The organism is Dactylosporangium sp. CA-092794 (assembly GCF_050948465.1).
Lineage (GTDB): Bacteria > Actinomycetota > Actinomycetes > Mycobacteriales > Micromonosporaceae > Dactylosporangium.
The window spans coordinates 11,317,361-11,332,642 of the sequence record NZ_CP192044.1 but is presented as its reverse complement, the minus strand read 5'-3'; the positions used below and the strand labels follow the sequence as shown (position 1 = coordinate 11,332,642).

General features: G+C 73.7%; 14 protein-coding genes. All 14 read left to right on the top strand.

Features of this window, described 5'->3' with window-relative positions:
* Nucleotides 1-285: 285 nt before the first annotated feature.
* The 14 genes from ACQPXD_RS48940 (at nt 286) to ACQPXD_RS48875 (ending at nt 14,764) form a co-directional block, all read left to right on the top strand.
* The gene (locus ACQPXD_RS48940; RefSeq protein WP_432830824.1) at nt 286-1,275 is read left to right on the top strand and encodes a hypothetical protein; all 990 of its coding nucleotides are present in this window, start codon (nt 286-288) and stop codon (nt 1,273-1,275) included.
* Nucleotides 1,276-1,596: 321 nt separating this feature from the next.
* Complete coding sequence (locus ACQPXD_RS48935) at nt 1,597-2,937, top strand: hypothetical protein (protein WP_432830822.1); 1,341 nt, start codon at nt 1,597-1,599, stop codon at nt 2,935-2,937.
* Between the two features lie 291 nt (nt 2,938-3,228).
* Nucleotides 3,229-4,092, top strand: a complete 864-nt coding sequence (locus ACQPXD_RS48930) for a hypothetical protein (protein ID WP_432830820.1) — start codon at nt 3,229-3,231, stop codon at nt 4,090-4,092.
* Between the two features lie 198 nt (nt 4,093-4,290).
* The gene (locus ACQPXD_RS48925) at nt 4,291-5,256 is read left to right on the top strand and encodes a hypothetical protein (RefSeq protein WP_432830818.1); all 966 of its coding nucleotides are present in this window, start codon (nt 4,291-4,293) and stop codon (nt 5,254-5,256) included.
* 144 nt (nt 5,257-5,400) lie between these two features.
* Nucleotides 5,401-6,231 (top strand): hypothetical protein, encoded by an 831-nt coding sequence (locus ACQPXD_RS48920; RefSeq protein WP_432830816.1) that lies wholly within the window; start codon nt 5,401-5,403, stop codon nt 6,229-6,231.
* A gap of 165 nt (nt 6,232-6,396) precedes the next feature.
* Nucleotides 6,397-6,993 (top strand): hypothetical protein, encoded by a 597-nt coding sequence (locus tag ACQPXD_RS48915; protein WP_432830814.1) that lies wholly within the window; start codon nt 6,397-6,399, stop codon nt 6,991-6,993.
* Between the two features lie 57 nt (nt 6,994-7,050).
* Nucleotides 7,051-7,413 carry a hypothetical protein gene (locus tag ACQPXD_RS48910; RefSeq protein ID WP_432830812.1) on the top strand — a complete coding sequence of 121 codons (363 nt, stop codon included), beginning with the start codon at nt 7,051-7,053 and terminating at the stop codon, nt 7,411-7,413.
* Nucleotides 7,414-7,689: 276 nt separating this feature from the next.
* Nucleotides 7,690-8,907, top strand: a complete 1,218-nt coding sequence (locus tag ACQPXD_RS48905) for a DUF932 domain-containing protein (RefSeq protein ID WP_432830810.1) — start codon at nt 7,690-7,692, stop codon at nt 8,905-8,907.
* A gap of 237 nt (nt 8,908-9,144) precedes the next feature.
* Nucleotides 9,145-9,600: a hypothetical protein gene (locus ACQPXD_RS48900; RefSeq protein WP_432830808.1), complete on the top strand. Its 456-nt coding sequence runs from the start codon at nt 9,145-9,147 to the stop codon at nt 9,598-9,600.
* Nucleotides 9,597-11,141 (top strand): ATP-binding protein, encoded by a 1,545-nt coding sequence (locus ACQPXD_RS48895; protein WP_432830806.1) that lies wholly within the window; start codon nt 9,597-9,599, stop codon nt 11,139-11,141. The genes ACQPXD_RS48900 and ACQPXD_RS48895 overlap by 4 nt, the downstream gene beginning before the upstream one ends.
* Nucleotides 11,138-12,076, top strand: a complete 939-nt coding sequence (locus ACQPXD_RS48890; RefSeq protein WP_432830804.1) for a DNA-processing protein DprA — start codon at nt 11,138-11,140, stop codon at nt 12,074-12,076. Before ACQPXD_RS48895 ends, ACQPXD_RS48890 begins: the two co-directional genes overlap by 4 nt.
* 164 nt (nt 12,077-12,240) lie before the next feature.
* Nucleotides 12,241-13,122: a hypothetical protein gene (locus tag ACQPXD_RS48885; RefSeq protein WP_432830802.1), complete on the top strand. Its 882-nt coding sequence runs from the start codon at nt 12,241-12,243 to the stop codon at nt 13,120-13,122.
* A 95-nt stretch (nt 13,123-13,217) separates the two neighbouring features.
* Nucleotides 13,218-13,403, top strand: coding sequence for a hypothetical protein (locus tag ACQPXD_RS48880; RefSeq protein WP_432830800.1), 186 nt, complete (start codon nt 13,218-13,220; stop codon nt 13,401-13,403).
* Between the two features lie 257 nt (nt 13,404-13,660).
* Nucleotides 13,661-14,764 carry a hypothetical protein gene (locus ACQPXD_RS48875; protein ID WP_432830798.1) on the top strand — a complete coding sequence of 368 codons (1,104 nt, stop codon included), beginning with the start codon at nt 13,661-13,663 and terminating at the stop codon, nt 14,762-14,764.
* Nucleotides 14,765-15,282 lie beyond the last annotated feature (518 nt).

The window sequence follows — 15,282 nt, the reverse complement described above, 5'->3', positions numbered from 1 at the left end:
CGGCCAGCCGCGTAACCAGGCCGGCCGGCAGACCAGCCGATCGACGGTTGCCACACCTGTGACGGGCCACCCCGTCCACGCAACTGCCCACCCGAAGTCGGGACCTGACGCCAACGCGGCGCCCCCGGCTCGGTCCGGGGCCAACCACGTGCGCGCGTCAGGTCCCGCGGTGACACCGCAAAGGACAACCTCCATGACGTCACGCACCTCCACCGCGGCCCACCCGCAACCGCGGCGCCGCGGCCCGGCCACGCCACACCCGAAACCCGGCCAGGACCACGCATCATGACCGCGGCGCGGCGCGCTCACCGGCTGCCCGAGCACGGGCGGCTCCCGGAATTCGACCCGTCGTCCACTGTCGAACAGCGATGGTACGGCGGTTGGCACTCCTGGGTACGCCGATCCGACGGCGGCTTCAACCCGGACCGGTACGAGGTCCACCCGATCAGCGACCCGGTCGCGAAGTCCTATGTGGAGCGGATGCACTACAGCGGCAGCTATGTCGCGGCGTCGCGCCGGTACGGCCTGTTCGTCCGCACCCCGGACGGGCTGGACCTGGTCGGCGTGGCCGTGTTCGCCGTCCCCGCCCAGCCCAGAGTATTGACAAATGTCTTTCCCGAGCTTCGCCCCTACGTCGAGAGTTTGGAACTGGCGAGGTTCGTGTTGGAAGGGCAACCACTATCTGCCGCCGGGCCGTCCGCGCCGGCGGGCCGCGCCCCGGGCAACTCGGAAAGCTGGTTCCTGCGCCAGTGCTACCGATTCCTGGCCGTCGATGGCATAGCCGGGGTGGTGAGTTTCGCTGACCCGGTCCCGAGAGTCGTTGCGGGCAGAACCTTGTTCGTCGGTCACGTCGGGACGATCTATCAGTCCAGCAACGCGGTGCTGACGGGCCGGTCGACGCCGCGGTACCTGATCGTGTTGCCGGATGGCACCAGCCTGTCGGACCGAGCGCTGCAAAAGGTTCGCGCCCAGGACGTCGGTCACTCCTATGTGGAGCGGCGGCTGCACGCCTTGGGAGCACGGCGGCTGCGGGCCGGGATGAACCCGGCGGTGTGGGTGTGGGACGCGCTGGATGACGTGCACGCGGTGCGGCTGCGGCACGGGGGCAACCTGCGCTACGCGATGCTCACCTCGCGGGCCGCGCGCCGCGAGGTACTCCTGCGGTTGCCCAGCGGCGCCGACACGGACCCGGGCAGCTTCCTGGTGGGCACCGTCAGCTGCCTGGCCGGCCGCGGCATCACCGGTCTGCCATACCCCAAGCAACTCGACGGTTAGCAGCAGCCGGCCGCGACAGATCGCCGGCCCGCTGCGGCTGCCCGCCCGGGCAGCCCAACGCCCCGTCCAGCCGGGACGGCCGGCCCGAGCATGATTCCCGCCCCGCCACGGGGGACACCGGTGTGTGGTCCCGCCCGCGGCGGCGGGCGCCCACGCACCGGTTCCCCCGCGACGGCGCGCGCCACATCCGGCGCACCACGAGGGAGGAACCACGATGCGCACCACCTTGCGCCGCCCGCGCACCCACCGCGAACGGTCCGGACCCGCGCGGCGGACGCCGTCCGCCACGCGGCACCACGGCCGGCTGCGGCAGGTGTCCCCGTGAACCCAGACGACATCCCACGCATGGCGTGCCGCACCTGCACCGTGCCGCTCAGCCGCTACGTGGACCTGACCACCGGGCAGGTCACCTACACCCACCCGCTGGGCGTCGACGTCGACCCGGTCGGCCACGACCCCGACCCGGCGCCGATGGACGAGATCGACACCCGACAGGTGTGCGACTTCTGCGGCGACGAACGCATCGCCTACACGCTGCGTACCACGCCGATCGGCGTGGTCGCCGACACCGGCCGCGGCCGGCTGGTGGAGCAGTACGGCACCGACTGGTCGGCGTGCTTCCCGTGCGGCGGCCACCTGCAGGCCAACGATCTTGATGGCCTGTCTGAGCAGTTGCGGCAGTACGGGCCACCGCTGGATCGCCAGGGCGCCGCGGCCGTGCGGGTCATGCACCAGGCGGTCGTGCAAAGCCTGCTGCCCGGCGCGGCTGTGGCCGCGATCGGCCGCTGGCCCGCCACCCCAGTGCCCGCGGGGATCCTGCCGAAGGTCCGCGACCGGCTCGCCACCCTGCTCGGCGGAGCCCTCGGCTTGCCGCTGGGCCTCGACGACCCCCAGATCCGCGCCGACGTGGCCGGCAGCGTCGCAGTCGCGCGGCTGTTCTGGATCGACCCCGAGTTCACCGAGCTCGCCGACTCCGCCGCCGGGTCGCTGCCGGCCACCACCCTCACGCCGGTGGACCTGCCCGCCCCGCACGGCCTGCTGGCCTGGGCCCACCCGGTGGGCCCACGCGCCGACCTGGTCGCCGCCTCGTGGAGCAGCGGCCCGCACGGGCTGCGCGTGGTGGGCTACCGCAGCATCGGCGCCGGCCTGCCACCCACACCCCTGCAACAGCTGCGCGAACAGCTCGGCTGGCTCGGCCCGCGCGTTCACACCCACGTGCCGCCCGGCGCCCCGCTCGACGCGACCAGTCCCGCCGCGGTGCTGGTGGCGACCTGGCTGCTGATCGCCCAACGCCTCGCCGAAACCACGCCGGTCGAGGTAGACAAGGCGATCCGCAAGGCGTACCAGCGCAGCGGCCGACCTGCACCCGAGGTGCGGCTGGTCCGCATCCGCGGCACCAACCCCACCCGGGCCACCAGCGCGGGCACCCCACGGCCGGCCGGTGACCGGCCGCCGACCCCGCACGAGTACCGATGGTGGGTGAAGGCCCACTGGCGCCAGCTCGCCTACGGACCTGGCCGGACCCTGCGCCGGCCCTTCCTGGTGGTGCCCCAGGTGCGCGGCCCGAAAGACAAGCCCATCAAGGCCAGCACGGTCGTGCGGATGCTGGCCGCTGCACCCCCGCCCCCGGACCAGGCTTCCCGCGACGGCGCTGGCCGGTAGCCCGAACCAGGCACCAGCAATCGTCCATCCACAGCGGCGTGGCCTGAGCGTGCGGGCACTGCGGCGGCCCAAGCCGTAACCGTGAGTGGGCGCACCCGGTGGGCACGGCACCCGCCCGGTGACAGCCCTCATACGCACGACCGCCCGCGCCCACAGCGGACGGCTCGTGCAGCCGTCCCGGGTTGCCGGCGCGGATTCCCGCGACCGCCGCCGCGTGGCGACGCACGTTGCTCTCGTTCAGGCGGCGGGGCCGCAGGCCGCGCACCACCACCTCTGCGAAGGAGTTCATCCGTGAATGACCTGGTACCGACCACAACAGGAACCAGGGTGTCGGCGCTGGTGTTCGACACTGGCACGGCCCTGGTGCCCGGTATTGTCCTGGGCCTCACCCCCGGCAGCCGACGCCGCCAGCTCAACGTGCTGGTGCGGCTGGGCACGGGCCGGTTCCGCACCGAGGAATACCTGGTGCCCGCGACCGCGTCCACCCGCAGCATCCGCCACGACTACGTCGGGCTGCCCGGCACCCGGTTGCGCCAGGAGTGGACCGACCTGGCCCTGTGGGACCTCCTCGACATCGAGGCCGGACTGCGCGGGCCGCAGGGCGGCGACGCGGTCCGGCTCACCACACCGTGGTACGAGGCCGACGCCGGGGACATCGGCGTCCTCGACGGCTTCGTCGGCCAGCCGCTGCCCGGTGCGGGGTCCATCACGTTGCGCCCGAGCGCCTTCCGCGGTCCGTCGCACGACGGCCGGATCGTGGTCCGGGCCTCGGGCGGCCCGGGCAGCATCAGCACGCCCCTGGGCGAGCTGACCAAGACCGGCGAGGCGACCCAGTTGCCGGTGTGGCAGTGGCGCGACGGCATCCCTGGCCGGGGCCGGGCACAGCCGGCCACCGTCACCGTGCCGCTGTGGGACTGGACGCCCGGGGGGTCGGCCGTGACCGATCCGACACCGCCCGCCGGCGCCCGGTCCCGACGCGGCTACACGCTGACCGCGCACATCACCGTGGACGCCGACGCCGATCTGCGCGACCCGATCACCCGGGCTGTGGTGTTCACCGCGCTGGTCGACCAGCTGCGGGCCGCGCCGCTGGTGCTGGACACCCCGCACGGCCCGGCAACCGCCGTCGTCGGGCTGGTCACCGGCGTGTCCTGATCGGCCCGGCCCCGCGTACGGCCACGCCGGCAGGCGTCCGCACGCCACCGTCGGGCAACGGCGACGCCGTCGCGTGCCCACCGGCAGCCGCGGACCAGGTCCGGGAGCCGTACCCGAGCCCGGAGCGCCGAACCCGCCGCCGGAACGGCGGCCCGAGCGCGCGTCGCCGGCGGCGCCGCACACCCGAAAGGAAACCCTGTGAGATACACGATGGCCGAAGCGCTGCACGAGATGCGGCACCTGCGCGACGCCGACACCGGTCGGCTGCGCGGCGTGGACGTGGCCGACCACCTGCACGACCTGACCGGACTGGACACCGTGCCCGCCCCGTGGGGTGCCCGCCTCGCCGGCCTGGTCGAGGCCCGCACCGCCGGCACCGTCACCGCCGACACTCCGCAGTACCTCGTGTTCTCCGACGGGCTGCCGGTGGCCTGGGCCACGGTCACCGCCGCCGTGGTCACCCCGGACCTGCCGATGACAGCGATCCAGGCCAGACACCAACGGCAGGCCGTCGCCGTCCTCGCCGACCTGGACCGTGCCACCCTGCGCGCCCTGGCCGACGAACGCGACCACCGCGACGCACGGCCCACCACCGACACCGCCGACGAGCGCACCATGCCCGGCGCGCTGCGGGTGGCCCCCGCCGCCGACCCGACCGCCACCCGGTGGGTCCGCGTCGGCGCCGACCTCGACACCGCCCGCGCCGCCGTGGCCCGAGCGGTGCGCGGCGGCGCGGCCGATGACGCGGTGATCGTCACCGCGGTCGGCTACGGCCACCACGGCGACCACGCCCACCGGCTGAGCCTGGCGGTGCTCTGCGCGATGCACGCGATTGTCGCGGCACACCCGGTGTCCCTCGCCATCGTCGGCCATTGGATCGACGACGCGCACGGCCTGGCCGGCCACGTCGACCCGCAGCTGCTGGCGGGCCAGTTCACCGACGCCTACATCGGCCGGTTCGCCTCCCGCCGCCACTACGTCGAGCACCGCATGCAGCAGCTGGGCTGGACGGACCTGCTGCGTACGCACGGGTTGGAGCCCTACTTCGACCACCGCAGGTTCGAACAGCACCTGTTCACCCACGCGGTGACCGGCATCGACCTGGACCGCTGGCAACCCTGGCACGGCATCGAGGTCTTCCACCGCCGACCCACGACCACCTGACCCCGACCGCCGCCACCAGCGGCGGCGGCACCACCACCAGCGGCGGCGGCCCGGGCACCCGCCGACAACCCGAAGCGACCCGACCGGGCCGGCGCGTTCGGGCTGCCCGCCGAAAAACCAGCACGACCGGAAAGGCAGATCCTGATGAACGTCATCCTGGCGCTCGTATTCGACTACGACGCCGCCGACTGGGCACGCGAGTACGACCTGCCGCAGGCCGACGCCGCCGGCGACTTCGCCGCCGTGCTGCGCCGCGCCGTCGACGACGGCGGCATCCGCCACGCCCTGGACACCGCCTGGCCGATGATGCGCGGCCACGCCACCGTCCACACCCTCGACGGCCTCGACGCCACCCTGCGCGACACGCTGCTGCACGAACTGCAGGACGCCCACGACGCCGACCACGAGACGGCGCTGCTCGCCGCGATCCGCGACCACCTCGCTACCATCCCGCACGAGCTCTACCGCCGCGAACCCCGCTGGGTCATCTTCCACACCGACGAGTGGGACAACGGCCACTTCCTCACCGGCACCGCCGCGGAGGTCTACTTCCCGGACGGCGACTCGGTCGAGGTCGACTTCGACGGCAGCTGCGTCGACGACCTGCTCACCGACGCCTACGGCACCCGCGGCAGCAGCGCGGCACTCGGGGTGGACCTGCACACCGGGGCGGTGGACTTCGACGACTTTGGCGACAACGTCCCGGACCTGCTGGGCATCCCCGCCCACGACCACCACGACGGGGACGGCTGCGCCAACTACGACACCGACTACACCGTGATCCGCGACGGCGACGAGGTCGCTATCGCCGACCTGCGCGACGGGGACGTGTTCATCGACTGCGACGACAAGCCCTGGATGGCCGCCCGCGTCGGCCGCGACGGCCCGCACGTGCACGTGGACATCCAACCGGCCACCGCCGCCACATCGCCGGCACCGAAAGACCCGGGGCCGGCAAGCCAGCCCGCATCCTGACGGCACGGCAGCCGGCCACCCCACCGAACCGCCGGGACCGATAGGTACCTGGCATGCGGGCCCAGGCCGCACGGTCAGCGGCCCTCGGCCTGGACACACTGTCAGCCCATCACGGCAGTGGCGGGTCGCAGCCGCGACCGGCCACGCGACCGGGAGGAGGCCCACGTGCCCCACCCCAGCAATGATCCCACGGAAACCGACCCGGACGCCCCGACCCGTGCCGACCCCGCGGTGCCGCCGATCCCGGTCCGACTCGCGCACCGGCCCACCGTCGGCGGCCTCGCGGTCCCGTACATCACCCCGCGCACCGACGACGGCCGGTACCTGTTCGGCGGCGTCGACACGCTGCGCCAACGCCGCTGCCTGACCGGTCAGCTGTGCAGCGTCTGCGGACGCGCGTTGCGCGACGCGTCAGGCGACCGGCTGATCCTGCTCATGCGCCTGTCCGACCTGCCGCAGCAGCGCACCAGCGAGCCCCCGCTGGACCCGGTCTGCGCCGCATACACGCAGGCCGCCTGCCCCATGGTGGCCGGCCGGCTGACCCACTACCGCACCACACCCCTGCGGCTTGGCCCCCGCATGGCAGCGGCGTCCGACCAGGCGGCCCGGCTCGGTGCGCCGGCCGAACCCTGGTTCGCGGTCTGGCTCACCCACTACACCGTGGTCGTCGACCCCCGCAACGGCCAGCCCGCCGCGTCCTACGCCGGCATCCGGCCCCGACGCATCCGCCCCATCACCTGGCAGCACCTGCTGCCCTGGTAACCGGCGCCGGTCGACGCAGCCACCGCGACCCGCACCGTGATCCATGGAGACCATCAGATGACCGATGACCACGTCGGCGTCATGCTCGACGCCGTGCTCGCCATCGCGGTACCCGACGGCTACACCAGCGTCTACCGGGAACGTCACGACACCGTCATCAACCACACCTTCCGCGCCGTGACCGTCAGCCCGCCCGGCGTGGACGTGGACACCTTCAGGTTCGGCACACCCGGCGCCTACGCCGCCATCACCGTCAACGACAGCGGCGACACCTACGCCGTCGAAGTGATGTCCACCAACGTCGGCTACCACGTGCAACGCGCCGGCCACGTCGTCGCGTTCACCACCGCCGACGCCGCCGTCTGCTGCGCGATCGGCGAGATCCGCGACCATCTGCTGCGCCAGCAACGCGGCTGGTAAGCCCACCACGCACACACACCTGCGCAGCCACACGACGCCGGCACCGCCTGATCGGCAGGCGACCAACGCACCACCCGCATCGGCACCACCGCCGCCCCCGTCCACGCCCCGTAGCGGGCCTGGGGTCGGCATCGCGATAACCACCCGACCGCGCACCAGCGCCCGCGCCCTGGGTGGTCGCGGGCGCGTGCGGTCAGCACACCGGGAAGTCCCGGGCGTGGCACCGCCCGGGGCTCCCACAACGGGTCACCAACCCTTGGAAGGAGTCAAGACCCGATGACCAACACCCTACCCGTGAGCGACCGCAACGCGGCGTTCACCGCCGAGCGGCACAGCCAGCTCAACGCGGCCGCCGGACGGCGGGCCGACATCGAGGCCCGCATCACCGCGGGCACCCTCGTGCCGCTGGGCAACAACCGCTACCAGGTCAACGACCCCAGCAGCTGGGACAACGGCGAAGTCTGGACCCTCACCAACGGTGAGGTCCTGCCCGAGCACGGCCTGGACACCACCACCGGCACGGTCGCCCTCTACACCCGCGTGCCCGGCTGGCACGAACTGGGCACCGTCATCCCTGAGGGCACCAGCGACATCGACACCGTCCTTCACGCCGGCGGGATCGGCTTCGAGGTGATCCGCCGCCCGGTGCTCTACCAGAACATCCTCGGCGGCCCGACCAAGGTCCTGGCCGACCAGTTCGTGACCGTCCGGCAAGACACCGAGGCGGGCCTCGGCGTCGTCGGTGGCCGGTACGAGGTGTTCCAGAACCGGGACATCTTCGAATTCCTCCAGGACCTCGTCGCGAAGCATGACGTGATCTGGGAGTCCGCTGGCGCGCTGCGCGGGGGCCGGCGGGTGTTCGTGTGCCTGCGGCTGCCCGAGACGGTCACCATCGACGCCGCCGGTGTCAACGACCAGATCGTGCCCTACATCGCCGCGATCAACTCCCACGACGGGTCCAGCATTGCCCACGTGGTGGTCACGCCGTGGCGGATCGAGTGCGGCAACACCGAACGGTTCGCCGTCCGCGACGCCTTCACCCGCTGGGGGGCGCGGCACACCCGCAACGCCCTCGACCGCATCGCCGAGGCCCGACGCACCCTGGGCCTGTCCGTGCAGTACTTCCAGGCGTTCGCCGCCGAGGAGGAGACCCTCGCCCAGACCGAGCTGACCATCGCCGAGTTCCAGCAGCTGCTGGAGCAGCTGTGGCCCTCCCCGGACGAGGGCGCGCCGAAGCGGACCATCACCCATCACACCAACCGCGTCGACGCGCTGCGCGACCTGTACGCGGCCAACAGCGCCCGGCTCGGCGCCACCGCCTACGCGGCAGAGCGGGCCATCACCGAGTACGTCGACTGGAAGCAGCCGATCCGGCCGACCGGGTCGCTGCGCGGGCGTGACCTCGCCGCGCGGGCGACCGCGGTCCTGGAAGGCAGCAACGACGACATCAAGTCCCGGGCCCACCGGCAACTGCTGACCCTGACCCGCCGATAACCCCCCTGTCCCCGGGTCGCCGCCCCGACGTACCACGCCCCGCGCCGTTCGACCGGGGCGTTGCCGTGCGTCGGGGCGGCACCCTTTCGCCGCGCGGGTCGGCGCACCCGCGAGTGCCGCACCCGCGAATGCCGCGCCCGTAGCGCCAGCGCCGGGCGCGGGCGCCCCGGATGCCGCCCGTCCCCACCACGACCGGCCGCTGCCGCATGACCGCGGCCCAATCCCAAGGGAGCACCCATGGACTACACCGTCATCGGCGTCTGGCAGGACGACAAGCCCGTCGTCGCCGTCGTCGTCGGCCGCCACGAGGTCTACGGCGGCGACGAGCAGACCTTCCCCGAGGGCCTGTGGTTCCTCTGCGTCGCCACCACCGACATCGCCGAAGCCGAACACCTCGCGGCCAGGCAGGCACTCGAAAGCGCCTCTGACCCGCCGACGCGCGGGCCGCCACCCGACCAGGCACAACCCCGGCAATCCGCGCCGGCACATCCACCACGACTGGATACCGGACCCGTCACTTTGCGTCGCGCACCCGCGCCGCAGGCCAGTCCACGCGAGCACGGGCGGGCGGCGGGTCCCGCGTGGCACCAGCCAGCAGCGGCCCACGCGTGCCAAGCGGCCCACGCCTCACCCGATCGAGGTCGGCGTCTGCACGCCGACCACCTGCACTGTCCAGAAAGGACACCACAGTGACAGCACCCACCGGCGGCACGCCGGCGGCAACGGTTCCCGCCGCCGCGTACACCGCCGTCACCACCCACCTCATCCGTATCCAGGCGTTCACCGACGCCGGCGCGACCGGAATCAGCCTGGCGGGGCTGCCGGCCGAGGCGGCCTGGCACACCCGCGACCGGCTGCTCGCGGCGATCCACGACAGCGGCCTGCGCCGACCGGACCGGGCGATCACCCTGCGGGTGTTCCCGCAGCCGCTGCCGGTCGGCGACAGCGGCCTGGACGCCGCGTTCGCCCTCGCGCTACTGGCCGTCGACGAACAGGTGCCCGCCGCCGCCATCCAGCAGCTTGCCGTCGTCGCCGAGCTCGGCCTGGACGGGCAGCTGTACCCCGTGCGCGGCCTGCGCGAGCGGGCCGCCGCCATCGCCGGCGGCGGCTTCACCGCCGCCGTGGTCGCGGCCGGCGACCTGACCCACGCCGTGCGTATGCTCGGCGGCGCCGTCCGCGGCGCCGTCAAACTGCACGACCTGGTCGCCGCCCTCCGCGGGCACGTGCACCTGCTGCGGCCACCCGCGTGGCCCAGCCACACCCCGACACCGGGCATCGACCTCACCGACCTGCGCGCCGACCTGCCGGGCCGGCGCGCCCTGGAGGTGGCCGCCGCCGGCGGGCACCACCTGCTCCTGTCCGGCCCGCCCGGATCGGGCACCGTCATCCTTGCGCAGCAGCTGCCCGGCCTGCTGCCCGCCCTCGACCCCACCACGGCCGGCCAGGTCGCGCAGGCGTACCGGGCGGCCGGACTGCTGGCACCCGACGCCCCCGTCGTCGCGCGCCCGCCGTGGCAGGCCCCGCACCACACGATCAGCCTCGCGGCGTTGACCGGCACCTCCACCCGGCCGGGCGCGGTCGGTCTCGCGCAGGGCGGGGTGCTCTTCCTCGACGAGGTCGGCGAACTGCCCACGCGCGCGTTGGAGGTGCTGCGCCAACCGCTGATCGACGGCCGCCTGCAGGTGGCCAGCGGCGGCACGCGCGGGGTCCAGCCGGCCCGGATCCAACTCGTCATGGCCACCCGCGGCTGCCCCAACAGCGCACAGCACCCCGGCGGCGTCTGCGACTGCCCGGCCGAGGTACGCCACCGCTACTTGCGGCGCCTCACGCCGGTGCGGGACCACATCGACCTGCGCGTCACCCAGCCCGGCCCGTTCCCGGCCACCACCGGCCGGGCCCTGCCGGTGGGCGAGTCGACCAGCGTCGTGGCCGCCTGGGTCGCCCAGGCCCGGTCCGTGGCTGCGGCCCGCTGGCGCCGGTCCGGATTCGCCACCAACGCCCAGGCCGCCACCGCGGCCCTGCGCGCCGACCTGGTCGGCCGGTGGGCGGCGCTGCTGGCCGGGCTACGGTCCCGCCCAGCCGCCGCGCATCTGACCTTCCAGGACGCGGGCCAGGTCCTCGCGGTCGCATGCACCCTCGCCGACCTCGCCGGAAAGGATGCACCCGGCGACGCCGAACTGACCGAAGCCGTCACGCTGCGCCCGGCCAACCTCGACCCGGGGCAGGTGCGATGATGGCCGCCATCGACGAGGTCCGCGCCGCCCGGGCCACCCTCGCCGGGCTGGCACACGACCGCCACCCGCAGCTGGTGGAGCTGATCGCCACCGACGGGCCCCTCGACGCCCTCGCCCGGCTCGCCGACCGGAACCTGCCCAGCGCACTGCTGCGGGTGCTGCCCGACGGTGCCACCGGCGGCCACCTGCGCGAGCAGGCTGCCGCCGTCCCCCGGCAGGCGGCCAGGGCCGGGGCGCGGGTGGTGATCCCGCAGGACGATGAGTGGCCCGCACGCCTGCCGGACCTGGCCACCGCCCCCGGTCGCGGGGCGGTGCTGTGTCTGTGGGTGCGCAGTAACCCGCCACACACTGTGTCCGACGTGCTGGGCCGTGCGGTGGCGGTGGTCGGGGCGCGCGCCGCGACCAGCTACGGCATGCATGTCGCCGGGCAGCTCGGCGCCGACCTGGCCGGTGCCGGCTGGAGCGTCGTGTCCACCGGCGGCCTCGGCGTCGACGCCGCCGCGCTGCGCGGCGCGCTCGCCGCCGGCGGCACGGCGGTGGCCGTACTGCCGAGCGGCGTGGACCGGCCCCACCCGCACGCCAATACCGACCTGCTTGAGCAGGTTGCCCGCGAGGGCATGCTGGTCAGCCCGTGGCCACCCGCCACCAGACTCACCCGGGCGCGGTACATCGCCACCGCGGCGCTGGTCGCCGCCCTGACCGCCGGGACCGTGCTGGTGGAAGCCGGCGGCCGCAGCCGCGCGCTCACCGTCGTGCGGCACGCGATCGAGCTGGGCCGCCCGACGATGGTGGTGCCGGGCCCGGTCACCTCCGTCCTGTCCGACGGCGCCCACCAGACGCTGCGCGCCCACTCGCAGGCCCGCCTCGTGCGGGGCAGCACCGACGTGCTGGCCGACCTCACCACGCCACCAACCGCGACCTCGCCCGCTGCTTAGCGCGGCAACCGCGGTATCGCTGCGGGCACGCCACCACCGCCTCGACCGCACAGCCACACCGCCTGCCCGGCCTCATCCATGCCGCGTGCTGCGCGCCAGGAGCAAGGCGCCCGGCGCTGCTGTCACGCAATCCCACCTCCCCGACAAGATAAGGAACGGCATTCATGCTGTATGTCCTACCGGCCACGCCACTCATCGCGCTCGTCGGGCCCGACGACACGGCCTGGTGGGCCGTGCTCGGCGAAGACCCGGCCGGTCGATCGGCACTGGTCATCGGCGACCCGGACAACCCGGCCGGAGCCCTCGTCATCGTCGCGGCGCTGCCGGAGCTCGGCGCCTACCTGCCGGCCTTGCAGGCCGCGTTGCGGCGCACCGTCCAGGCCGGGTCCGGGCGCAACGCCCCGGCGCCGCGCGGCACCCCGGCCACGACCAGACGCACCACAGCGCCGGCCGTGGAACCCGCCATGACGCGGGTGACCCTGCCGCATACCGGTATCCGTGTCCCGGATCCGACGCTGCGGGTCATGTCCTACCAGGAGCTGCCCACCCCGGACGGGGTCGCGTACACCGCCACCGTCCAGTGGGGCCGTGTCCCGGTCGGCGCCATCCACAACGAGGGCGCGGGCGGTGCCACCAGCTTCTGGCCGTCGGCCGGGTCCACCTTCGGTCACCGCCGCCTGGCCGAGTTCGTCGCCGCCAGCCGCGGCGCCGACGGCCGGCCGCTGACCGAGGAGGCACTGCTTGAGGAACTCGTCACCGAATACGAGCACGCCGGCCACGTCGCCAGCGCCACCAGGACTGGCCGCAGCCCGGTCCGGTTGCGCGCGCCGCTCGGCGCCGACGAGGGCCTGGACGCGGTGTACTCCACCGCTGGACACCACACCGCGGCGAAGGTCACCACACCCGCCCAGCGCGACGCCCTCACCGCACAGCTGGAGCGCCTGACCGTCGTTGACGGGGCGTGGTGGCAACTGTGGACCGGCCAGGCGTGGGAAGACCTCACCACGCCACAGCAGCACGACCCGGACCGGCCGGAGCCACGGTGAGAGCCCGCCGCCGCCGGGCCGCCAGCAGACCAGACACCACCGTAGGCCGGCCTGCGCCGCGCCGTCCCGCGCTGCCCGCCGGGCAGCTGTACGTCATGGTGCTGGCCTACCTGCGCGTGCATCCGACGCTGGATTTCAGCCCGGCCGAGCTCGCTAACGCCCTTGACCGGCGCACCTCCCGCGGCGCGATCATCAAGATCTGCCGGCAGCTCGCCGACGAGACCCTCGCCATCCGCACCACCCAGCGGCCGGAACGCTACCAGGCCGCCCCGCCCGCCTAACCCACACCGGCCCGCGCCGCAACACCGTCTATCCACAACGGACGGTCACGTGTCCGGCCAGCCCTGATCGACCACACGATCGCGCCTGCACGCCACTTCGGCGGCGGGCGCTCATCCGGTGCCCGCACCTGCGGGACGCCCACGCCGTGCCAGGCGCAGCGTCCCGCCGCAAAGGGGGCGCTACGCCTGCACATCTGTGCAGGAGGAAACCCAGTGCACTGGATCATCGACCGTTCCCGCCGCCGTGCAGGTGGCGCATGAACCCCGGCGACACCGCCTACGGCACCGACACCACGCACAGCCACACCGCCGAACGCGCGGCCTGGGTGTTCTACTGCATCGCCGCGGCCGGCTCCACCATCGGCCAGATCTGGGTCGGCGTGCAAACCCCGCCCTGGCCTGCCAATCTGGACTGGTGGTGGCGCGCGGCGATGGTGACCCCCTTCGCCGCCGTCATCGACCTCGGCGGCGTCGTCACCTCCGCGTTCGCCGACGCCCGGCAGCGCCTCGGCGAGGCCGCCTACGGCTGGCGGGTCCTGTCCGCCGGAGCCGTCACCACCGGCGTCGCGATCAACATCCTCGGCCACGCCGACGTACCCTATCTGGCCGTCGTCTTCGGCGGCCTCGGCGTGTTCGCCTACACCGTGTGGCTGCTGCACGCCGCGGCCCGCCGCCGCGACGCGCTGCGCGCCGCCGGCAAACTGGCCGACACCGCACCCGTCTATGGACTCGCACAGTGGCGGCGCGAGCCTGCCGTCACCCGCCGCGCCCACTCCCTCGCCCTGGCATACGGCTACACCCTGCACGAGTCCCTCGACGCCGCCCGTACGCAACTCCGCGACGAAAAGCGCCGCGCCGCGCTCGCGCAGCACGTCGAAACCCTCATCCGGTCCCGGCACGCCGACCCGGTCCGGGCGGCGATCGCGGCCACCACGTTGGACATCGACGCCGTCGCCGCCGCGCTGAGCGCCCACGCCGACGTGGCCGGCTGGGCCCGCGTGATCGGCGCCGACCTGCTGCCCCCGCCGCTGCCGGCCGCCGTCACCGCGGACGGCGGCGACCCGGGCGCCGCGCCGGCCACAGGCCCGGCGATGCCACCCACGGATGTGCTGCGCCGGATTCCGACGAACCAGGCCGCCTACGACCGGTGGCGGCAGCTGTGGACCGAACTGGCTGCCGTCCCTGACATCGACCTGCACGTGTTCGCTGAGCAACACAGCATCTCGCTGCGGCAGGCCCAGTGGATCCGCAGCGTCGGACCCACCGGACTGCTGAACTCGCCGACCCCACCCGCCGTACGGCTGGCCGAACTGGCCCGCAGCAACGGCCACCTGCCCCCTCCCGCAACCTCCACGACCTGACCACCACCCACGCGCCGGGCCACCCGGTGGCCCGGCGCACCGTCGCCCGGTCCCTCCCGGCTCGGGCAACGGTCACCACTTGCCCTCGCGGATCCCGTCGGCCACAGGTCAAACCGCACCCAACTCACCGCGCTCGAACTGCCCAGCGCCGGGCACTGGACCACACGACACAGCGGCGTACCTGCCAGCCATCGATACACGCTCAACCCCACATGACCGGAGCCAAAAAGATGCGGCCGCCAGCATGCCGACCGCAGCCGGTTGGTGGCACTCAGGTGCAACCGCAAGCCTGCGACCGCTTTCAACGGCGCAGTGTCAGATGCCACCCAAACGTGCAAGTCACAAGGACCCATCCAGCCACCCCTGCTTCGCCGTGATAGGCGCACACAGCGCGCCCTTTTCCCATTTCCGGGTTCATTCCCTGTCCCGGGCGCGCGCAGCGTGCCCTTTTTCGTTTCTGGAGGCTTCCATGCCAACACACCACACGCTCCACACCGCACCCGAACACCGGGCCCGGC